The sequence below is a fragment of the Rahnella perminowiae genome (assembly GCF_019049695.1).
Classification (GTDB): Bacteria; Pseudomonadota; Gammaproteobacteria; order Enterobacterales; family Enterobacteriaceae; genus Rahnella; species Rahnella perminowiae.
In genome coordinates, this window is sequence record NZ_JAFMOT010000183.1 from 15,516 (window position 1) to 38,142 (window position 22,627).

Annotated in this window: 11 protein-coding genes; 4 read left to right on the forward strand and 7 right to left on the reverse strand. The window is 52.1% G+C overall.

Annotated elements, in window-relative coordinates; translation table 11 throughout:
• Positions 1-4: 4 nt before the first annotated feature.
• The 3 genes from J1781_RS17385 to J1781_RS17395 all read right to left on the reverse strand — a co-directional run bounded on the left by J1781_RS17385 (position 5) and on the right by J1781_RS17395 (position 5,764).
• Positions 5-2,377, reverse strand: coding sequence for a type VI secretion system Vgr family protein (locus tag J1781_RS17385; protein WP_217233947.1), 2,373 nt, complete (start codon positions 2,375-2,377; stop codon positions 5-7).
• A gap of 158 nt (positions 2,378-2,535) precedes the next feature.
• On the reverse strand, positions 2,536-3,168 hold the full coding sequence (gene tssL / locus J1781_RS17390; RefSeq protein ID WP_217233948.1) for a type VI secretion system protein TssL, short form: 633 nt from the start codon (positions 3,166-3,168) through the stop codon (positions 2,536-2,538).
• Between the two features lie 559 nt (positions 3,169-3,727).
• Positions 3,728-5,764: an NADPH-dependent 2,4-dienoyl-CoA reductase gene (locus tag J1781_RS17395; protein ID WP_269154565.1), complete on the reverse strand. Its 2,037-nt coding sequence runs from the start codon at positions 5,762-5,764 to the stop codon at positions 3,728-3,730.
• A gap of 397 nt (positions 5,765-6,161) precedes the next feature.
• Here J1781_RS17395 and J1781_RS17400 point away from each other — a divergent pair, with 397 nt between their 5' ends.
• Positions 6,162-7,028: a crotonase/enoyl-CoA hydratase family protein gene (locus J1781_RS17400; protein ID WP_129954423.1), complete on the forward strand. Its 867-nt coding sequence runs from the start codon at positions 6,162-6,164 to the stop codon at positions 7,026-7,028.
• Between the two features lie 25 nt (positions 7,029-7,053).
• Here J1781_RS17400 and pdeR read toward each other — a convergent pair whose 3' ends face one another.
• From pdeR to malT, 4 genes are all read right to left on the reverse strand, one after another.
• Complete coding sequence (gene pdeR, locus J1781_RS17405; protein ID WP_129991620.1) at positions 7,054-9,072, reverse strand: cyclic di-GMP phosphodiesterase; 2,019 nt, start codon at positions 9,070-9,072, stop codon at positions 7,054-7,056.
• Between the two features lie 282 nt (positions 9,073-9,354).
• Positions 9,355-11,652: a beta-glucosidase BglX gene (bglX, locus tag J1781_RS17410; protein ID WP_217219417.1), complete on the reverse strand. Its 2,298-nt coding sequence runs from the start codon at positions 11,650-11,652 to the stop codon at positions 9,355-9,357.
• 380 nt (positions 11,653-12,032) lie between these two features.
• Positions 12,033-12,317, reverse strand: coding sequence for a YjcB family protein (locus tag J1781_RS17415; protein WP_129954429.1), 285 nt, complete (start codon positions 12,315-12,317; stop codon positions 12,033-12,035).
• 252 nt (positions 12,318-12,569) lie between these two features.
• Entirely contained in the window at positions 12,570-15,296 is a 2,727-nt protein-coding gene (malT, locus tag J1781_RS17420) for an HTH-type transcriptional regulator MalT (protein ID WP_129954431.1), read from the reverse strand.
• Between the two features lie 323 nt (positions 15,297-15,619).
• Here malT and malP point away from each other — a divergent pair, with 323 nt between their 5' ends.
• The 3 genes from malP (at position 15,620) to J1781_RS17435 (ending at position 22,589) form a co-directional block, all read left to right on the forward strand.
• Positions 15,620-18,022 (forward strand): maltodextrin phosphorylase, encoded by a 2,403-nt coding sequence (gene malP / locus J1781_RS17425; RefSeq protein ID WP_217233949.1) that lies wholly within the window; start codon positions 15,620-15,622, stop codon positions 18,020-18,022.
• 9 nt (positions 18,023-18,031) lie between these two features.
• On the forward strand, positions 18,032-20,122 hold the full coding sequence (gene malQ, locus J1781_RS17430) for a 4-alpha-glucanotransferase (RefSeq protein WP_217233950.1): 2,091 nt from the start codon (positions 18,032-18,034) through the stop codon (positions 20,120-20,122).
• Positions 20,123-20,408: 286 nt separating this feature from the next.
• Positions 20,409-22,589 carry a glycosyl hydrolase family 18 protein gene (locus tag J1781_RS17435; protein ID WP_217233951.1) on the forward strand — a complete coding sequence of 727 codons (2,181 nt, stop codon included), beginning with the start codon at positions 20,409-20,411 and terminating at the stop codon, positions 22,587-22,589.
• The last annotated feature ends 38 nt before the right edge of the window (positions 22,590-22,627 follow it).

A 22,627-nucleotide genomic window follows, 5' to 3' on the forward strand; every position in this document is an offset into this window, starting at 1 on the left:
TCCTTTAACTCAGGCTTACCGTCGGTCCCTGACCCGCCGCCGCTTCGTCTATCATCGAAGCGCAGTGTTCCGGTAATTTCAGCGATGCATTCTGGCTGTCCGGCCCGACTTTTTGCAGCGTGGCACTTTTCACTGACACACTGCCCGGCCCGCCGATTTCCACGTTACCGCCTTTGATGCGAATAAAACCGCCACCGCATTCAAGCAGCAGTTCGGTTTTGGCTGAAACAGTCACTTTGCCGTCGCTGCTGGCGATCGTCATGTCTTTCTTCGAGAACATATCCAGTGCATCACTTTGCGCCTGGATCTGTATCCTGCCGGCGGCGGCAAACATTTTGATGCCCATGGCTTTGGCGAAAAGACTGAGAATTTCCCCTGAGGCGATACGCAGTTTTTGCGCGATGCTGATATCGGCATTCTTGCCTGCTGTGGCAATCAGGTTTTCACCGGCGGAGAGTTGCAGGCTGGCTGGGGTAACTTGCGCGATCCCGGCGGGTGCAGAGAGAAGCAGGGCGCGCTGTTGTAATTGTTTAAGCGTGTCATTCATCAGGCTGGCCTGTTTTTCGATATCGGCCAGCTCTGCTTTGGCCATTTTCGCGGCGGTGTGAAGGCTGATCGCTTCACGATGTGCCGCTTCCAGTTCGTCAAGCGCTTCATGCATATCGAGAACTTTTCCCTGCGCCTGAAGCTGACCGTCGGCACTGATAAAAATACCTTTGGCGGCACGGATGGCACCCCAGTGATCTGTTCGCAGTTCGAACCCTTCACCACGCTGTTCTTTCTTGTTATCCACCAGGTGCCCGATACTGACCTGGCTTTTACCGTATTCCGTGGCGACTTTGACATGCTCTTTACCGCGTTCGTCGTCGAGCCTGAGTTTGTTGTTTGCCGGGGTGCGCAGTACGTTTCGTTTATAGTTTTCAATAGTCACATGATCAGGGTGGCGGGAGTCGTGAAGGGCATGAGCGATATACGGCTTATCGGGATGCCCGCCGTCGAAGGCTACAGCCACTTCCGTCCCTGCCAGCAAAACCAGATGTAACCCGTAAGTATCCCCGGCATAGGCACGGGCCAGACGTATCCACGGGCTTTCATAGCCATCTTTCCAGGTATCGAGGTCAAAGTTGAAATTCAGGCGATAGCGGCCATCTTTATCGATATGGCTGTAGATGTCGTTCGGGCTGATACTGGTGATACGTGCCGGTACGGTGCCGATTATTTTCGGACGCGCCCGCAATGCAGGACGAAATCCGACGGTTTCACTGTATGGAATGCCGGTGAAAGTCACCTGATAGGACGTGCTTCGTGATGCGCGGGCAACGGTTCCGGTGATCAGAATGCCTTTCCCGTAGGCCTTCGGAATGATGCCGTCGATTTCTAACATTTGCCCCGGTGCAAGTCGGGTAGCGTTGGTTTTACCCCATAGCTGATGCTGATCGTTCAGGTCACGTTCATGGCGCAGAAAGGCATAAAACCCGGCGCTGTCCGGTTCTGGTTTCTGTACGCCGCCTGTTTTCAGAAAGCCTTCGGCATAGTGATAAATATTGCCGGTGGTGGTTTTATCCTCTGACACCACACTGTTTTCCACCGTCAGCGTATTTGCTGCATCGCGATAGTTGTAATCCTTTACCCTGACGGCACTTTCGACGATCTGATGCAGTGCTGACAAAGACCAGACGGACTCTGCGGCGTTATCGTTCATGCCCGAGACATCTTTCACCGGCAGTTTGACATCAAACTGGTAGTACTGCTGGGCATCGCCAAATATCACCACTTCTTCCCTGAGGCGGTTGTCCATTTCGAAAGTAAACCAGATCCCCACTTCGGAAAGCAGGCGGCGGATAAAGTCGAAATCGGACAGTTGCCACTGGGTGACTAACTCACGACGCGGATAACTCTGGCTCAGACGAAACTCAAACTGCCAGCCCTGATAACGGTGATTATCCCGCAAAATTTTTTCAACGATTTCCGGTACTGACATGTTCTGATAAATGGCGCAGCGGCGTGTGTGGTCGAGCAGGACCAAATGTGGCTCAAGGGTCAGGCGGTAGTGTGCTTCATCGCGGGATTCTGACAAGCGGGCAAACTGAGTGATAACGCCGTGCACCGTGCGTTGTACCTGCGGGGGCGTAAAAATATTGAATGCTGTCGCCGGTAAAGATTGCATGATGAACGAGGCGTCCTGCATCAGAATAGTCTGCGGATCGATGTCCTGAATCACGCTGGTGACGTCGACGACATAACGGTAGGCCCGGCTCAGATGTTCGCTGGCGACAAAAGATTCAACATCGAGCGGAGCACTACTGTTGTGGACGGCGAGCTGATAACGGTTTAGGGAGCTGACAATGTTCAGAGGCGTTGAAGAGGCAGTATCCATACCTGAATTCCTTGTGTGTGATAAACGTTTCAGTGAGATGTCGACACGCTACCGCCCGTAGCCGTAAACCAAGGCCCATGAGGTCGTGTCTGTTCCGTGTTCTGGTGACGGACCTCGTGGTCATTTTCCGGTCCGTCGGAAAAGTGAAAATCAGCCGCCTATCTGTCGGGTAGCCACTGATGTAATAACTGTTCCAGTTGCAGGTTGAGCCCTACGCTCAGAAGCAGCGCTATCAGCAGCAGTCCACATCCGATTAACCGGGGAGAACGCAACCAGCCACCGTGCCTGATAAAGTGGCGGTTTATGATTACCGGCGTATTCAGAGGGAAATCAAAGCCAGGAACTAACTCGTTGAGTTCATTGAGAAGTACCTGACGGGCAGGTGCTGACTTATCGCGATAGATGCCCTGAAATCCGAGCGCCAGTGCACGTTGAAAACACGTCAGGACGCGGATATCGGGCGAAGGCTGCTGCAGTACCTGACGAATGCGTTCATACAGTTCTTCGCCAGCCTGGAATGTCTGAAAGAAACGAACTTGCAGGGGCTGATTCTGCCAGGCGACACGTTGACTGGTATTTCCTGAAGCGGATTCATCAAGCAAAGCACACTGTGTGTAAGTGATATGATCAATATTCTCAACCGAGATATTTTGGTCTTTAAGGGCTTTACGTACCGCATCAACCTGAATAATGCCCTGCTGATAAAAAGGCTCCCCTGTCGGCTGATCGTTTCGTCTTAGCGATATAACCAGTAACCAGGTGCCCTGAAGCAATCCATCAATAGACGTCATGAGTGAATATGTCCGTGAGGTTAAAAATAAAACCGGCAATAAAATTAACGCGTCAGGGATTAAGCTTATAACGACACAACAGGGAGGGATATAAAAATGAATATGGCCTGTTTAATTTAATTCCTGAATGTTCAGGGGGTTGCAGGGAGGTTGTTTACGTTCAGGCCCCTTCTGACGTGGCTTGTGGCGATATTGTTTTGTCATTCAGGCTTGTGCGTGAAATTTTTCAGTCACACAAGTGTGCTGATTTTCAGATAATTAGTACAGTCTTTATAATTTTCAATCCAATAATTTTTAATGTTTACATTCGCTGGATGAATGATTTAAATTATAGGGCGGTAACCGGGTTAGTAAATACAGGATAAATTATTTTGGTATTTCGTGATGTTTTTATCATGATTTTTAATTTTTTTTAGACTGTTAATAGAAACGCGTTAATAGAATTAAGTCAGCGTTTTAAACATCCGGAATAATTATGTTTGAATGTTTTTGCCCGTGGATATGAAAAAGCCGCTGATCGGCATTGCGCTGATCGCGGCTTTTTTTCGTCTGCCAGTGCCTAAATTTTCAGTGCCAGCCGCGTGCCCTGATCGATAGCGCGGCGGGCATCGAGTTCGACGGCCACGTCTGCGCCGCCAATCAGATGTACGGTTTGACCGGCCGCCTGCAGCGGCTGATACAGTGCGCGCTGCGGTTCCTGCCCGGCGCAGATAATAATGTTATCCACTTCCAGACACACCGGTTCGCCGTTCATCATCAGATGCAGCCCGGCATCGTCAATGCGTTCATAACTGACACCGCTTTGCATTTTCACGCCACGTTGCAGCAGACTGGTGCGGTGGATCCAGCCGGTGGTTTTTCCCAGCCCTGCGCCAACTTTAGTGGTTTTGCGTTGCAGCAGCACGATGTCCCGCGCCGCGGGTTCCGGCTGTGGTCCTTGCGGTGCCAGCCCTCCGCGATGTGTCAGGCTCTGGTCGATTCCCCATTCGTGGCTGAAAGCCTGAGGGCTGAGACTCGACGACGGGCCGCTGTGGCTCAGATATTCGGCGGTATCAAAACCAATACCGCCCGCGCCAATAATCGCGACACGCTGCCCGACCGGTTTTTTATCCCGCAGCACGTCCAGATAGGTCAGCACACTCGGGTGATCAATACCGGCAATATCCGGCAGGCGCGGTGAAATACCGCAGGCGAGGATCACATCGTCGTAGCCGGTGAGCTGGCTGGCATTCACGGTTTCCCCCAGACGCAGTGTCACGCCCAGTAATGTCAGCTGACGCGCGTAATAACGCAGCGTCTGATAAAACTCTTCTTTACCGGGGATCTGTTTGGCGATATTAAACTGCCCGCCGATTTCATTGTGTGCCTCAAATAACGTGACGTGATGCCCGCGGCTGGCGGCGGTGGTGGCAAACGCCAGTCCGGCAGGCCCTGAGCCTACCACGGCCAGACGCCGGGTGATTAGCGCGCGGGTGACCGGTAACTGCGTTTCCCGACAGGCGCGCGGATTCACCAGACACGAGGTAACTTCCCCTGCGAAGATCTGATCGAGACAGGCCTGATTACAGCCGATGCAGGTGTTGATTTCATCAGCCCGTCCCTGCGCGGCCTTTTCGACAAACGCCGGATCGGCAAGGAACGGGCGCGCCATCGAAACCATATCCGCACAGCCTTCGGCGAGGATTTTCTCCGCGACCTCAGGGTCATTAATACGGTTGGTGGTGATCAGCGGGATCCCGACTTTGCCCATCAGTTTTTGCGTCACCCAACTGAACGCCGCGCGTGGCACCATGGTGGCAATGGTCGGAATACGCGCTTCATGCCAGCCGATGCCGGTATTGATCATGCTCGCCCCCGCCTGTTCGATGCGCTGCGCCAGTGTTTCGACTTCCTGCCAGTCCGAGCCTTCCTCGACCAGGTCCAGCATGGATAATCGATAAATAATGATGAATTCCCGGCCGCAGGTTTCACGTACGCGGCGCACGGCTTCGGTGGCAAACCGCATCCGGTTATCAGCAGAACCGCCCCAGCGGTCTGTGCGCTGGTTGGTGCGCGCGGCGAGAAACTGATTAATCAGATAGCCTTCTGACCCCATGATTTCCACACCGTCATAACCCGATTCTTTCGCCAGCCGTGCGCAGCGGGCGAAATCCGCCAGCGTGGATTCGATTTCCTCTTCACTCAGTGCATGCGGCGTAAAACGGTTGATCGGTGCCTGAAGGGCTGAGGGGGCAACGGGGTGTGGCTGATAGCTGTAGCGGCCCGCGTGAAGGATCTGTAGCGCGATTTTACCGCCAGCAGCATGAACCGCGTCAGTCACTATACGGTGATGCGTGATGTGTTCCTGTTCGGCGAGAACGGAGCCGCCCTGATACACCACGCCTTCTGCGTTAGGGGAGATGCCGCCGGTGACAATAAGCCCAACCCCGGCGGCGGCGCGTTCGGCATAAAAGGCCGCCAGACGTTCAGGCCCGTCCTCCAGTTCTTCCAGTCCGGTGTGCATAGAACCCATCAGCACGCGATTTTTCAGTTGTGTAAAACCTAAATCCAGCGGCGCCAGCAGGTGCGGATAAAACAGCGAAGCGCGTTCAGTCATGGAATTCTCTTAAGTGGTCGGATGAGATGAATTCAATTTAGCTGCTGGCAGAGTAATTGGAAAGTCAGTGTGTAATGACTGTGATATGTATCACTGTGCGCAATCTGCTGGGAATGAATTAACGATGATGCCTATTATTTATCGCCGTTTATTCATGAGCAGCGATAATTTTTGAGGGCGGAAAACAGCACAACATGACAGGTGAAATAGTTATTTCTTTGTTTTTACACAGTATGCGTCTTATTGCAGGTCATTTATTTTTAACATTTTTTTAGGGATTTGTGCGTGTTAGGATTATTTTTATAAAACGATATCGAATCGATTCAGTTCGGGTTAGAGCTGGACTAGGCTGGAGCTGCTTCACCCTAAAAATTCATTTCTAACCTGGATATATATTATGAATCTTATTGACCATACAGCCTGCCGCCCGTTCACCGAAGCCGGGCATTTGTCCCAGATTGCAGCCTATTATGAAGAAGGTCGTAATGTCATGTGGATGATGCTCAGGTCTTATCCACGCCCCTGTTTTAATCATGAACTCATTGAAGACATCATGACGCTGACTTATGCCGCAAAAGCGTCGGGGCTGCGTTTTGATTTTTGGGTTACCGGCTCTTTGGTGCCCAATATGTACAATGTGGGAGGTGATCTGAGTTTCTTTGTGGAATCCATCGTCAATAACAAACGCGAGACGTTACGTGCTTACGCCAGATCCTGTGTGGACTGCGTACACGCTGCTGCGCGCGGATTTGACGTGGGAGCGATCAGTTTGTCGATGATCGAAGGTACAGCCCTTGGCGGTGGCTTTGAAGCCGCGCTGGCGCACCATTATGTGCTGGCGCAGAATACGGCCCGGATGGGGTTCCCCGAGATCGCGTTTAACCTTTTCCCGGGAATGGGCGGTTACTCACTGGTGTCACGTAAGGCGGGGATGAAGCTGGCGGAGGAACTGATTTCCACCGGCGAGTCGCATACTGCCGAATGGTTTGAAAGCCGCGGACTGGTGGATGTGTTATTCCAGCCGGGGGAAGCCTTCAACGCCACGCGTACGTTTATGGATGTTTTGCGGCCAAAGCTCAACGGTATCCGGGCAATGATCCGCGCACGCCAGCGTGTATTGCAATTATCACGTTCAGAACTGATGGATATTACAGAGGATTGGGTGGATGCCGCATTTACTCTGGAGGAGAAAGATCTGAGTTATATGGAGCGTCTGGTCATGCTGCAAAACCGGCATACGGCATCATTGCGTAAAACCGGCTAGCAACAGAGACAGCCCGTCACTGGCGCTATTTCTGTTTTGCTTTATGTTTAAAAATATGGGGTGAAGCACCTGTTTTTTCCTCAAGCCAGTGCTCCAGCTCATTCGCGGGCATTGGCTTGGCGTACAAAAAGCCCTGTTTGCTGTCCACACCGATTTCGTCAATCAACTTTTCTTCTTCCGCCGTTTCCACCCCCTCCGCGACCACCGTCAGTTGCAGCGTTTTTGCCACCGCCACAATCGCCCGCACCAGTGCCTGAGACACCGTATTGTCATTGATGCCACGGATAAAGCTTTGATCCAGTTTTATGCAGTCAAGGGGGATCCTCGCCAGTTGTGACAGTGAAGAATAGCCGGTGCCGAAATCATCCAGATGCACCTGCGCGCCCAGTTTATGCAACTGGTTAATCATGGCGACTGCTGCACTTTCGTCTTCCACCAGGCAGCTTTCTGTCAGTTCGAAATCCAGCAGACAGCCTTTCATACCTGCATTTTTCATGGCATCCGACAATGTGGTGATGAATGAACCGTTGTTGAGCTGGCGTCCGGAAAGGTTTACCGCCACACGCAAATTTAGCCCTTTTTTCTGCCATTCAGTGGCCTGACGGGTTGCCGTTTCAATCACCCATTTACCGATTGGCGTGATGAGCCCCGATTCTTCGGCATAGGAAATAAAGCTCTGAGGCTGGATCAGGCCGCGTTCCGGAGAATTCCAGCGCAGCAGCGCTTCCACGCTTTGCACGTTGCCGTAAAGCGACACTTTTGGCTGATAGTATAAAACCAGCTGGTCTTTCTCAGACAGGGCTTTGCGTAAGTGTGTATCTAACCACATGTATTCAGAGGCTTTTTCATTCATGCCTGATGAGAATACACAGTGTACATTTTTGCCTTTTTCCTTGGCCGCGTACATGGCGGTATCGGCGTTTTGTAACAGTGTGTCGCCGTCAGTACCGTGTTCCGGGCAAATCGCAATACCGGCTGAACAGGCGGTGTACACTTCAATCAGTCCGATACGGAACGGCAAACTGAGCCTGCGCAGCACCCGCTGACTCAGTGCTTCCAGCATTTTTATCTCAGCATGGGTGCTGAGAATAATAAATTCATCGCCACCGAGTCGCGCCAGTTTATCGTTGGGCGACAGGCAATCCTGAATGGCGTCAGAGACAGCCCGCAGCAGATGATCACCAAACATATGTCCGTAGGCATCGTTAACTTTTTTGAAGTTATCCAGATCCAGATAAATCAGCCCGACTTTGTTTTCACCACGATCGAGAAGTGCTCTGGCAAGGGATTCCTGCAAGGCATTACGGTTAGCGAAACCGGTGACCAGATCGGTGTTTGCCAGCACGCGTAAACGCTCCTGCGCCTTACGTTCGTCTGTGATGTCAGAGCCGGAGCAAATCAAATATTTTTGTTGTTTGCCGCTGCCGCTGTGGACGAATTTATTACGAAACAGGAACAGGCGCTGGCCCTTGACAGTGTTGATCCAGCGTTCCACTTCGTAAGACTGCTGATGCTGGAAAAAACCCGTGATGTTCTGGCGTGAAGCCAGACCTTCTTCCATGGACATGAATAAGTCATAGGCGCTTCGCCCGATAACATCTTCTTCGCGCAGGCCGGTATATTCCTCGCTCAGACGGTTAAAACGGTGGACTTTGCCTTCCTGATCGATAATGACAATCACGGAATTGGCTTCGGAAACCACCTGTTCAGCAAAGGTCAGACCGACTTCAAGATCATGGGCGACAGACGCGGTGTCCTGATAGGCGGAGGCCGTACCGGCCCAGGCTTTGCTGTCGGTTTTGCGCCCGACAAGATACAGACATACAGGTGATCCGAACAGGGTGATATCCAGCGTAAAACTTGAGGTGATTCCGGTCAGTTGCCTTATTTTCCCGGCCTGCCATTGTGTCAGGGGGATAGTAATATTGACGACGCCTTTCTCTGCAGATAACTCAAGGGCATTGCTGTCTGAACCCAGTCGCCAATAAGGGCGTGGTGTACCAAAATGCAGGTACAGAAGGGAAGCATCTTGAGAGTCGGCCATGAATGTTTCTCCGCAAAGAACGCTATACGCCGCCAGTGTGGCGACAGGCGACAGTCAGCACAGACGGAGCTTACTCTGTTCAGCTCACCCGCAACACGCCATAAAAAACGGATAGGCGCGGAATGGCGTAACACATTGAATTAAAGGTTAGCAACTGTCGGTTATATATCCAGTAACCGGACAGATATTACTGCTCAGAACAGGCGGCCTCCGTTGCCGGACTACCGCCTGAAAGAGGAAGCTTTGCGATTGTGTTCCGGGCCCGGTTACAGGCCCGGAAAGTTATTTCAGCAGGAAACTGGTTTTTTTCACATCCTGCGAATCTAACCCCACAAATACATTGAATTTTCCTGGCTCTGAAGCCCATTTCAACTTGTCGTTGTAGAAACGTAAATCTTTTTCGTTGATCGCAAATGTAACGGTTTTTTCTTCACCCGGCTGCAGGTTGATTTTCTCAAAGTTTTTCAACTCCTTAACCGGACGGCTGATCGACGCCGTCACATCCTGCAGGTACATCTGAACGATAGTGGCACCACTGACTTTACCGGTGTTTTTCACCATCACGCTGGCCGTCAGCGGGTGGCTGGCATCCATCGTGGTGGACGACAAACTCACGTCAGACACACTGAAACGGGTGTAGCTCAGACCATAACCGAACGGGAACAGCGGGCCGTTGGTGATATCAAAATAACGGGTGGTGTATTTATCCGGATGTTGCGGATTAAACGGACGGCCGGTATTGAGCACGCTGTTATACAAAGGAATTTGCCCGACAGAGCGCGGGAAGGTCATCGGCAGTTTGCCTGACGGATTGTAATCACCAAACAGAACGTCGGCAATCGCATGTCCCCCTTCGGTGCCGCTGAACCAGGTTTCCAGCATAGCGTCAGAAATTTCGTTTTCCCACGTCAGGGTCAGAGGGCGCCCATTCATTAACACGATAACCAGCGGCTTACCGGTGGCTTTCAATGCCTTGAGCAGGTCCCGCTGGCTTTGAGGAATGTTGATATCTGAACGACTGGACGCTTCGTGTGCCATGCCTTGTGCTTCACCGACGACGGCGACCACAACGTCAGCTTTTTCGGCCGTTTTCACCGCTTCGTCAATCATATCCTGCGGTTTGCGCGGATCGTTGATTACCTGTTTCTCGTAAGAGTTCAGAAAATCGACCATAGCCTGATCGTTAGTGACGTTGGCTCCCCGGGCATACAGGATGGTGCCTTTATCGCCGAGTACATCTTTCATGCCTTGCAATACCGTCACAGCCTGCGCCGCTTTACCGGCTGCAGACCAGCTGCCCATTACGTCACGTTTGCTGTCAGCCAGGGCGCCAACGACGGCAATCGTGCCTTTTTTCTGTAACGGCAACGTTTGATTGTTATTTTTCAGCAGTACCAGCGACGTTCGCGCCACTTCGCGTGCCTCCTGGCGATGCAGACGGCTCTCGGCATTGGTGTCCGCCGGGTCGCTCGACTGCGGGCCTAAATGACGATACTCATCGACAAACAGCCCCATATCCCATTTTGCGGCCAGAACATCGCGAACGGCGCGATCAATATCTTTCTGGCTGACCAGACCGTCGGCGAGTAAGCCTTTCAGGTATTTACCGTACATATTGTCGGCCATGTCCATATCGACACCGGCTTTCAGCGCCATCGCGGCAGCCTGACGATCATCTTCGGCAACGCCGTGTTTGACCAGCCCGCCAATAGCCCCGTGATCACTGACGGTCAGGCCCCTGAACTGCCAGTCGTCGCGCAGAATATCTTTCAGCAACCATGTATTCGAGGTGGCGGGAATGCCGTTAACGCTGTTGAGCGCCACCATTACACCGCCGGCACCGGCATCCACTGCCGCTTTATACGGCGGCATGTAATCATTGAACATGCGGGTCAGGCTCATATCGACGGTGTTGTATTCACGACCGCCTTCGACAGCACCGTACAACGCATAGTGCTTGACGTTTGCCATGACGGCATCAGGAGCAGACGGATCTTTGCCCTGATAACCGGTAACCATTTCATGCGCGAGGCGCGAGGTCAGATAGGTATCTTCGCCGAAACCTTCTGAGACACGTCCCCAGCGCGGATCACGGGTAATATCGACCATCGGTGAGAACGTCATGTTCAGGCCATCGGCTGCCGTTTCCAGTGCCGAAATGCGTGCGCTGGTGGCAACTGCCTGCATGTCCCAACTCGCCGCCAGACCGAGGCTGATAGGGAAAATGGTGCGCTGACCATGCACCACGTCATAGGCATAAAACGGTGGGATTTTCAGGCGGCTGTACTGCACCTGATCCTGCATACGGCGAATATCAGGTTTCGTTACAGTATTAAACACGCCACCGACTTTACCGGCGCGGATGTCAGCCATAATCGCTTCTTTTTGGTACTCAGGCCCCACAGTGACCAGATTCAGCTGACCGATTTTTTCATCAAGGGTCATTTTTTTCATCAGGTCAGCAATGAACGCGTTGCGTTCTTTCACCTGATCCTGAGGTATGCCCGTTGTTTCAACGGCGAGAGAAGAAGCAGAACTTACCAGTAACACTAACGCGCCAAGCATGTGATGCGTATTCATCGGAATTCCTTCAGCCATAAACAGGGGAGCTAAATCAGAGAAAATTCAGCAGCCTGAAGCAAACAAAGCAATGATCATTCTAAGAAAAGTATAGAGTGAGAATCTAATACGTCCGTTCAACTATTAGCAATGAATAGTTTAGACGCCAACACAATATCTTTTTACCTTTCGGGACATCCCGCAATTTACAGGTAATCAGAATGATAGATACAAAAAGACCTTCGATGCATCACGCAAATTTTTATATTTAGGATTACATGACATCTGGCTGAACAAATAAGCACCAAAAGTCTGGCGGGGGAGGCGCGTGGATAATACAAAAGGGCAGCACATACGGCTCTGCCCTTTAATATTCAGGAATATCCGCTAAGGACATCAGACTAATAGTAGTAAGACATATCGGTCGGGGTTTTACTCATGACATCAAAGAAAACGTCTTTGGTGTTTGCCCAGAACTGCGCGATGGCAACGGCGTTGTAGCTCATGCCCATCAGGCTCATGACAAAAAAACAGGTCACGGTCAGACCGATACCGCTGCAAACGAATGCCATGGTATTGCGGCTGGACTGGCGACAAACAATATTAAGCTGGCTGGTGCAGAACATCAAAAAGGCGCTCAGCAATTCCCAGCGCATCATTAAAATCCCGGCAGTTAATGTACCCATCGATAAAATCCTTACTCACTACAGCCGCTTGCGCGAAGCCAAAAAACAGCCGGAGGACTGCTACAACAGGCGGGCAATGGGCTTTACTGAAGAAATGGTGAATTACAATTATGTGACGACGGTCACATTATATCACCGGATTTTATTTTTGAGTAAAAAATGTGCGCTAATGAAAAATAGGCATAACACATCAACTTATTTTGATGATGTGTTATGAAAGCGGCTAAATCGCGATGTCTGCCGACGGGATAATTATGCGCCGTAGCCCATGACTTGTAACAGATGCTGAGCCTGCTGTACCGCTTCCTGCCGGTGTGCGACGCCCAGTTTCTGGTAGAGATTACGGATATGCGTTTTGATCGTCGTCGAGGCTACATCCAGCTCACCGGCAATCTGGTCATTACTGTAGCCGGAGTAAATCAGCCCCAGAACCTGCCATTCGCGCTGAGTCAGCGGGCTGGTGCGGATAAGTTCCGGCACCTGCGGATGGGTCAGTAGTTTGTTCACAAAGCCTTCGTCGAAATGGGCAAACTTATGGCGGTGATGCTGGTTAATTTCGCGCAAAATCTGTTGGGCGCGACGCTGTTCCAGCTCCGGCAACAGATTAAGCTGGATCAGCTGGCGCAGTTGTTGCGCCATCATTTCCCCTTCAATGACGAAATGGCTGATAAAACCGGTGCGGTTCGCCAGTGACAGCGCTTCGATCAATACCTTTTGGGCGTCACTTCTGCGCCCGGTTTGCCAGTAAAGTAAGTTACTCAGCAGTAAATTGCGGTTGAGATCGCTGGTCAGGCGCAGCTGCCGGGCATTCAGATTCAGTTCATCCAGCACCACTTCTGCTTCATCAAACTTTTCCAGCAAAATTTGTACACGGGCAATGTTGCGCCACTGACCTTGCTGGAAATGGTTATCCGCCATATCCGGTTTACGCGCCTGTTGCAGCCACTGACGTGCCGCGTTTTTATCGCCAATCATCTGCCAGTAAATCACACGTGGCTTATCGGTATTGGTCAGCCAGTCGATGTGATACTGACCCGTTTTCAGCAACGCTTCACAGCGCTGCAAATGGTGATGGGCATTGTCGAGCTGGCCGCGTGCCAGCGAACATTTCGCCAGCATCGCCAGACATTGCAACTGCTGCTGTGGCTGGAAGTTGGTCAGCACATTAAGCCCTTCACGCGCGGCTTCTTCCGCATCATCGAGCCGCGACCACGACCACAAAAGTTGTGAACGTAAACGCAGTAAAAATTCGTGCATCGGCAATTGTTCCAGATGCTGTTCGCGTACCAGTTCAAAAGCGCGATCCTGCATCTCAAACGCGGCCTGCAAAAAACCCTGAGCAATCAGGATCTCACTCTGTTGCAGCAGCGCCCATAAAGCGTAGTGATAGGCTTCGTAACGGCGTGCGATTTGTTCGGTCTGTTGCATCAGCGGCAGTGCGCGGGTGAGATCCCCTTTGCAGTGCTGGATTTCACCGGTGACGGATGTCGCCACAATGCGGCTGTAATAGCTTTCATAAGGCAGATAACGCAGGGCCTCAGCGGCCAGTTTTTCCGCTTCATCCTGTCGTCCGTCGTTGATGGCCACCTGCGCACGCAGCGCATCAAACTCGGCTGCCTGCGCCTGTTCCATCACAATATTACGCTGTTTCATTTCGTTTTCAGCGCGGGCCAGCAGCACGTCGACTTCAGCATAACGGTGCTGGCTTTGTGCCAGCCATGCCTGTAACAGCACCAGCTTAGGATTCTGAATCAGCCGGTCGTAAGGCAGGGCGGCCAGACATTCTTCCAGCAACGCCAGTTCGCTTTGATTAAACAGCGCCCAGGCGTGTTGCAGCAGAATATCCCGCAGCAGATGAGTGTCTTCGGCACCCAGCGCATGATGAATCGCTTCGGCAGGGAAACCTTGTGCCAGCCAGCCTTCGGCGGCAGCGCGATGAATAGCGGGCAGCTCAGACGCCAGTTCCCACTGACAGCGCTGCCGCAGGAAGGTGGCAAACAGCGGGTGGAAGTTAAACCATTCGCCGCTGTCATCCATGCGGTTAATGAATAACCCCTGGCGCTCCAGCTCCTCCAGACGTTGCTGACCATTTTCACTGCCGGTCAGGCGCACAATCAGCGCATCGTTCATCGAGCGCAACAGCGAGCAGCGCAGGAGAAAATCACGCGTCGGTGCATCAACGCGATTCAGAACTTCATCCACCAGATATTCAGAAAGATGGCTGGCATTCAACCCGGCCAGCTTACGTGCGGACTGCTGGGTCGAATGCTGGGAAGAGTGCGAAGACTGCCGTGCCGATAGGGCAATCAGTTGCAACGCGGTGGCCCATCCTGCGACTTCGTCACATAACCGGCTACTGTCCGCCTGCTCAATCGGGTCTTTCAGCCGGTTATCGAAAAATTGCTGTGTTTCCGGATGCGTAAAGGCCAGATGCGAAGCGTTGAGCTCCAGCAGTTGCTCGCGTACACGCATATTGGCGATGCCCAGCGGCGGCAGGGTGCGTGAAAGCACCACCAGTGAAAGATTTTCCGGCTGATGGCGCAGGAAAAAACGCATCCCTTCATGAATGGCATCATTGGAAATCAGATGATAATCATCGATGACCAGCAGCAACGGGCTGTGCCAGTCGGAAAGTTCCACAAAAAGCTGGGCAAACAGCGCCGGCAGACTGGCGTACTGATGCTTCAGACTCAGCGCTTCGCTTTTGACGCAATGTCCGCCGCAGGCCTGCTGCACAGCAGCAATCAGATAGCAGGCAAAGCGCTCCGGCTGATTGTCGCTTTCATCAAGAGAATACCAGCCCAGATCGCTTTTGCCTGCTGCCCAGTGCGCCACCAGCGTCGTTTTCCCATAGCCCGCCGGACTGGCGACCAGGGTCAGACGATAATTCGGCGCAGTCGAGAGCTTCGTCAGCAGACGTTCCCGAACTACTGTATTTTGCTGCCGCACCGGGCGGCTTAATTTTGAAGGGATCAGCATTTTTTTCGATTCTTTTGACAGAAAGGGACAGAGGGGTGTTATTTATTTCACAGCGTGTAATTAATCACTTTTTCTAAAGTCCTCCTTTGAAACATTGATTGCAAGAATGTTACGTTTTTACATGCCGTTAAGTTGCTCTGCATCACACTTCTTAATACAAATTTTCAGGCGTTTGCCCTGAACCTCCGTCTCCTCCGGCTACGCCCCGTTTCTCCTCCCTGCCTAATCTTTACCGGGATGATGCCGCTTACCGATACACACGTCAGCATAGTGATAATCAACATCAGGCTTTCCCTACAAATTCCCGGATAAAGAGGCATGAAATGCAGGTGACTTTAGATAAGACGCAATTTTTAGCCGCGCTGAAACGCCAGTGGCAAGGGTTCGGTTTGCAACAGGCACAGGATATGACACCGCATCAGTGGTGGCAGGCTACCAGTGCCGCATTATCTGAACAACTGAGTGCGCAGCCTGCGGCAAAAGCGACAAAACAGCCTCAGCGGCACGTTAACTATATCTCGATGGAGTTCCTGATCGGGCGCCTGACCGCAAACAATCTGATCAATCTCGGCTGGTATGACACGGTCAGTCATGCGCTGAAAGAGCAGGGGGTTGAACTGGCCGATGTGCTGGAGCAGGAAACCGATCCGGCACTCGGCAATGGCGGGTTAGGCCGTCTGGCTGCCTGTTTCCTCGATTCTATGGCAACCGTCGGGCAACCCGCGACCGGCTATGGTCTGAACTATCAGTATGGTCTTTTCCGCCAGTCGTTCAGCGAAGGCAAGCAACAGGAAGCGCCGGACAGCTGGCATCGCGAAAGCTATCCGTGGTTCAGCCACAATAGCTCGCTGTCTGTGGATGTCGCGTTCGGCGGCAAACTGACGAAAAACGAAAAGGGCGTTCAACGCTGGCAGCCCGCGTTTACCCTGCGGGGGGAAGCCTGGGATCTGCCGGTGGTCGGTTACAAAAATGGTGTCACCCAACCGCTGCGCCTGTGGCAGGCCACTGACGTACATCCGTTCGATCTGACGTTGTTCAATGACGGTGAATTTCTTAAAGCCGAGCAAAAAGGCATTGATGCGGCCAAACTCACCAAAGTGCTTTATCCGAATGACAATCATGACGCCGGTAAACGCCTGCGCCTGATGCAGCAGTATTTCCAGTGCGCCTGTTCGGTGGCCGATATCCTGCGCCGCCATCATTTCCTTGGCCGGAAAATTGAGGATTTACCGAAATTCGAAGTCATCCAGCTCAATGATACGCACCCGACCATTGCCATTCCTGAGCTGCTGCGTATTTTGCTCGACGAACATCAGCTTGACTGGGATGCGGCCTGGGCGATCACCCGTCAGACATTCGCGTACACCAACCACACACTGATGCCGGAAGCGCTGGAATGCTGGGATGAAAAACTGGTGCGCAGCCTGCTTCCCCGCCATTTCTCGTTGATCAAAGCCATCAATGCCCGCTTTAAAAAGGTGGTCGAAAAACAGTGGCCGGGTGACAAAGCCGTATGGGAAAAACTGTCAGTTCATCAGGACAAACAAGTGCGGATGGCGAATCTGTGCGTGGTCAGTGGTTTTGCGGTGAACGGCGTGGCAGCGTTGCATTCCGAACTGGTGGTCAAAGATCTGTTCCCGGAATACCACCTGCTGTGGCCGAATAAATTCCATAACGTGACCAACGGCATCACACCGCGCCGCTGGCTGAAACAGTGTAACCCTGCGCTGTCATCGCTGATTGATGACACCCTGAAAACGGAATGGGTGAATGACCTCGATGCGCTGAAAGGGCTGGAAGGTTTTGCCGACAACAAAAAGTTCCGCCAGCGTTATCAGGCCATTAAGCGTGAGAACAAAATCAAACTGGCGCATTACGTGCAACAGACAATGGGACTGACGCTCAACCCTGATGCCATTTTCGATGTACAGATCAAACGCCTGCATGAGTACAAACGCCAGCACCTTAACCTGCTGCACATTTTGTCGCTGTACCGCCAGTTGCGTGATAACCCGGAAATGGACCTGGTGCCGCGTGTCTTCCTGTTCGGCGCGAAAGCGGCACCGGGTTATTACCTGGCGAAAAATATTATCTACGCCATCAATAAGGTGGCGGAAAAAGTGAATAACGATCCGCTGGTGCGTGACCGCATCAAAGTGGTATTTATCCCGGATTACCGCGTATCCGTGGCTGAACTGATGATCCCGGCAGCCGATGTGTCCGAGCAGATCTCCACAGCGGGCAAAGAAGCATCTGGTACCGGCAACATGAAACTGGCACTGAACGGTGCGCTGACCGTCGGCACCCTCGACGGTGCGAACGTTGAGATTGCCGAAGAGGTGGGTGAAGACAATATCTTCATCTTTGGTCATACCGTCGATCAGGTCAAAGCTTTGCAGGCGGAGGGCTACGATCCGCTTAAAATTCGCAAGAAAGACAAGCACCTGGATAAAATTCTCAAAGAGCTGGAAAACGGCTTCTTCAGCAATGGTGAAAAGCAGGCGTTCAGTCTGATGCTCGACAGTTTGCTGGGCGGCGGCGACCCGTATCTGGTGCTGGCCGACTTTGCGGATTACTGTGCGGCACAGCAGAAAGTGGACGCGCTGTATCGCGATCAGGATGAATGGACGCGCAAAACTATCCTCAACACGTCCCGCGTAGGGATGTTCAGTTCCGACCGTTCGATCCGCGATTATCAGCAGCGGATCTGGCAGGCGAAGCGATAAGGAGCCGGCATGGAGAACAAAGCACTGGAGCAGGCCGCCAGGGAGGCGGGGATCGCCTCTGGTTTTATTAACGCGCACGGTAAACAGCAGGCGATCGCCCCTGAGACCAAGCGTGAGCTGTTATCGGCGATGGGCTGGGAGGCGGGACACCGCCGCCCGGTGACCACACCGGTACCGTCGGTCAAAGTATTTGTCACGGGCAGCCGTCTGGCATTACCGGTCAGCGGTGAAGGCGAATATGCCTGGACACTGAAGCTGGAAAGCGGCACGACGCAAAAGGGGCGGATCAGCGGCAAAATGACACTGGCGCTGCCGGGTAAAATTCCTGCCGGCTATCATCAGCTGACGTTGACACAGGACGCGCAACAGTGGGATTGCCGGGTCATTGTGGCACCGAAACGCTGTTATGAACCGGATGCCCTGCTGGCCGGTAAAAAACTGTGGGGCGCCTGCGTACAGCTCTATACGTTGCGCTCGGAAAATAACTGGGGCATCGGTGATTTCGGTGACCTCAGTATGATGCTGAAAAATATCGCTCAACGTGGCGGCGCATTTGTCGGGCTTAATCCGATCCACGCGCTGTATCCGGCGAATCCGGCGGCTGCCAGCCCCTATAGCCCGTCTTCCCGTCGCTGGCTGAATGTGATTTATATCGACGTCAGTGCGGTAGAAGATTTCAGGCAAAGCGATGCGGCGCAACAATGGTGGCATCAGCCGCTGACGCAGCAACGCATACAGGCGGTGCGCGCGAATGACCGGGTGGATTACGCTAACGTCATGCCGCTGAAATTAGAAGGGTTACGGCTGGCTTACGCGCATTTCCTGGGGCGTAAGCCACAGGATCCGCAGGTGAAGTCCCTGGCGGCTTTTGTGAAGCAGGGCGGGGAAAGCCTGTACCTGCAGGCGGCGTTTGACGCGTTATACGAACATCTGGCGAAAGAAAGTGATGTGGCGCTTGGCTGGAACCGCTGGCCGGAAAAATATCATGATGCCCGGGGCCCGGCCGTGAGGGCATTCTGTGAACAGCATGCGCAGGATGTGGAGTTTTATGTGTGGTTGCAGTGGCTGGCGGAAACGCAGTTTACGCAGTGTTACCACACCAGCCAGCAGTACGAGATGCCGATGGGGCTTTACCGGGATCTGGCGGTCGGCGTGGTGGAAGGCGGCTCGGAAACCTGGGGTGACGGCGAGCTGTATTGCCTGAAAGCCTCGGTGGGGGCGCCGCCGGATATTCTGGGCCCGCTCGGACAGAACTGGGATCTGCGCCCGATGGATCCGCATGTGATGGTGAGACGCGGCTATCAGCCGTTTATCGATCTTCTGCGTGCCAATATGACCAGCTGCGGTGCATTGCGTATTGATCATGTGATGACGTTGCTGCGTCTGTGGTGGATCCCGGCTGGTGAAACGGCGGATAAAGGCGCGTATGTACAGTATCCGGTGGATGATCTGCTGGCCATTTTAGCACTGGAAAGTCAGCGGCACCGCTGCATGGTGATCGGCGAAGATCTGGGTACGGTGCCGGTCGAGATCGTCAGTAAACTGCGCGAAAGCGGTGTGTATTCCTATAAGGTGCTGTATTTCGAACGCGATGAGGAAAACAACTTCCGCGCGCCGCAGTCCTATCCGGTTCAGGCGATGGCGACTATCACCACGCATGACCTGCCGACGCTGCGAGGCTACTGGCAAAGTGACGATCTGGCGCTGGGCAAAACCCTCGGTTTATACCGTGACGAAGCTGTTTTACAGGCGCTGTACGCTGACCGTGCCCGCGCACGTCAGGGGTTGCTCGACGGCCTGCATCATTACGGTTGCATCCCGAAGAAAACCGGGCATAAAGCGGCGCTGATGGAAATGACGCCGGTACTCAACCGGGGTCTGCAACGCTACGTTGCCGACAGCGCCTGCGCCTTGCTCGGTCTGCAACCGGAAGACTGGCTGGACATGGACACACCGGTCAATGTGCCCGGCACCAGCGATGAATACCCGAACTGGCGGCGTAAGCTTTCTCATACGCTCGAAGACATGTTCGCCGACGAGCAGGTGAATAAGCTGATTAAAGATCTTGATAAACGTCGCCGGAAAGTCTCGGTAAATTAAACTGTCATCATTACAAAGAGAGCCATGAGTCATATTATGGCTCTCTTTTTATTGTCTTTTTATTTAACTGATAAGAATAAATTAATTTCTTTCCAAAATGTAAATTACTAATGCATTCATCTCGTGAATTAATTTTTTATGTAATTAGTTTCCGTAAGTTTTCTGAATTAATTAATTAACAGCCATGATTTAATTTCTCTATTAGTATATGTGCCTGTACAAGCGGTTAATTGTTTAATTAAAGCCGGTTAATTTTGTAAAGCATTTAATAATAAAGGAAATTAAAATGGAATTTAATAAAATCAGCAAAGCCATGTTAGGTATGGGGATGCTGGCGGTTGCAGGCAGCGCCTGTGCGTTGGAAGCCTGGAATGGTCAGGAGGGTGGAGACACCATTCAGGTTATTTTTGATGGCTCCGTCTATCAGAATGCCTGGTGGGTGGGGGCAACCAATTGTCCGGTCACTCCGGACGCACCTGAAGGTTCTAACCCGTGGAATTATGTCCGTGATGCAACTCCGGCGGAAATCACGCAATATGGCAACCCGACCAGTTGCGACATTCCAGGCTCCGACACCCCTACTTATCCTGCCTTTAGTGCCGATAAAGTTTACCAGGAGGGAGATATTGTTTCTGTCGGTGAAACCAATTATCAGGCCACGACCACAATACCTGCGAATTCTTTCGCGCCTGATGTCCGCAACCCGTGGCAAGTTTATATCCCGGCGAAACCGTGGAATGCTGAAACCGTTTATAATCAAGGCGATGTGGTCACTGTAGGCTCGCAGAGCTATGAGGCCTTATTTTATACAGTAGGTAAGGATCCGGCAGATGTTGCCAATCAGAACCCGGACGGGGTCAATGGCGCACCCTGGAAGCCATTAGACGCATCAACACGATATACCGATGAGGAACTGGCCGCTGCGCCGGTATTCGATGCTTCTAAGCTGTATGCCGCGAATACACTGGTTCGATTCCAAAATCAGCCGTACGTTTCCCAGGCTAAAGTTCAGAAGGTTTCACCAACCGATATCAATACCTGGAAAGCGATTGTCGACTGGACTGGCACGAAAGATCGCGTCGGTACAGCAAAAAGTGACTGGCCAGCGCATGTCTATGCTCCTTATGTTGACTTCACGTTAAACGATATTCCTGATCTGGCTAAACTGGCCACGGAGCAGGGTATTAACCATTTCACTATGGCATTTGTGGTGGCGAAAGACACAGACACTTGTATGCCAACCTGGGGTACAGCATACAATCTGCAAAACTACACCCAGTATTCAAAAATCAAAGCATTACGTGAAGCTGGCGGGGACGTTATGGTTTCCATTGGTGGTGCAAATAATGCGCCTCTTGCTGCTGCCTGTCACAATATTGATGACCTGAAACAGATGTATGTGGATATCGTTGAAAACCTGAATCTGAAGGTACTGGATTTTGACATTGAGGGGGGGTATCTGGCTGATAGCGCCATCGTTCAGCGCCGGAATACTGCTGTAAAAGCGACACAGGATCAGTGGAAAAAAGACGGTAAGAAAGTCGCTGTCTGGTACACATTGCCTGTTCTGCCTACCGGTCTGACGGCTGAAGGTATGTACGTGCTGAACGATGCGAAAGCGAAAGGCGTCGAACTGGCAGGTATTAACATCATGACCATGGATTATGGTAACGAAATCTGTAAGTCCACAGGTACTGAAGGTCAGAATATTCATGGTCATTGTGCGACTTCTGCTATCGACAATATGTTCCTTCAGCTGAAAGGAATTTACCCCGATAAGACTGATGCGCAAATTAACGCCATGATGGGCACCACGCCGATGATCGGGTACAACGATGTGCAAGGTGAAACCTTCTATCTGTCAGATGCCAACATTGTGATGGAACAGGCGAAAGAACGTAATCTCGGGATGATCGGTATCTGGTCTATGGCCCGCGATCAGCCAGGACCTGCGGGCGTTGTAGAGGCCACCCATAGTGGTCTGACCGAAGAACAGGCACCGAAGTATGCGTTCAGTAAGGTGCTTTCACAGTTTGCTCAACCAGACGCACCGGATGATACCTGCTGCCATCAATGGGCGGAAAATGGCCATTATGGTGAGCGTGGCAATATCTATGTTTACGACAACCCTTATAACCATCAGACTGAATATTTCTCCGCCGCTAAAACCGGCCAATATTGGTATTTCCCAACCAATAAAACCAACAATGCTGACTGGATTTATTTAGGCACTGATAAGGAAACAGCAAAAACCAATAACGAATCGTTAATGGGTTATGCACAGTGGGGAGAAAACGATCGTAAAGCGAGCCTGGGAACGACGTTTATTTACAGTAATCCTTACAACGGTCGCCTTGAGTTATTTACCTTGAAAGCGACAGGAAACGATGGCCGTTATTGGTACTTCCCAACTAATAAAACCGACAACACTTACTGGAAGTATGAGGGAGAGGTCGCCTTCAAATAAATTGTCGGTGTAATAAATAAAAAAGGGCGGCCATACGG

Excerpts from the sequence above, each read along its gene's own strand:
- J1781_RS17385 (WP_217233947.1), bottom strand. The coding sequence starts at position 2,377 with ATGGATACTGCCTCTTCAACGCCTCTGAACATTGTCAGCTCCCTAAAC.
- J1781_RS17435 (WP_217233951.1), top strand. The coding sequence starts at position 20,409 with ATGGAATTTAATAAAATCAGCAAAGCCATGTTAGGTATGGGGATGCTG.
- malQ (WP_217233950.1), top strand. The coding sequence starts at position 18,032 with ATGGAGAACAAAGCACTGGAGCAGGCCGCCAGGGAGGCGGGGATCGCC.
- J1781_RS17395 (WP_269154565.1), bottom strand. The coding sequence starts at position 5,764 with ATGACTGAACGCGCTTCGCTGTTTTATCCGCACCTGCTGGCGCCGCTG.
- malT (WP_129954431.1), bottom strand. The coding sequence starts at position 15,296 with ATGCTGATCCCTTCAAAATTAAGCCGCCCGGTGCGGCAGCAAAATACA.
- pdeR (WP_129991620.1), bottom strand. The coding sequence starts at position 9,072 with ATGGCCGACTCTCAAGATGCTTCCCTTCTGTACCTGCATTTTGGTACA.
- tssL (WP_217233948.1), bottom strand. The coding sequence starts at position 3,168 with ATGACGTCTATTGATGGATTGCTTCAGGGCACCTGGTTACTGGTTATA.
- J1781_RS17415 (WP_129954429.1), bottom strand. The coding sequence starts at position 12,317 with ATGGGTACATTAACTGCCGGGATTTTAATGATGCGCTGGGAATTGCTG.
- J1781_RS17400 (WP_129954423.1), top strand. The coding sequence starts at position 6,162 with ATGAATCTTATTGACCATACAGCCTGCCGCCCGTTCACCGAAGCCGGG.
- malP (WP_217233949.1), top strand. The coding sequence starts at position 15,620 with ATGCAGGTGACTTTAGATAAGACGCAATTTTTAGCCGCGCTGAAACGC.
- bglX (WP_217219417.1), bottom strand. The coding sequence starts at position 11,652 with ATGAATACGCATCACATGCTTGGCGCGTTAGTGTTACTGGTAAGTTCT.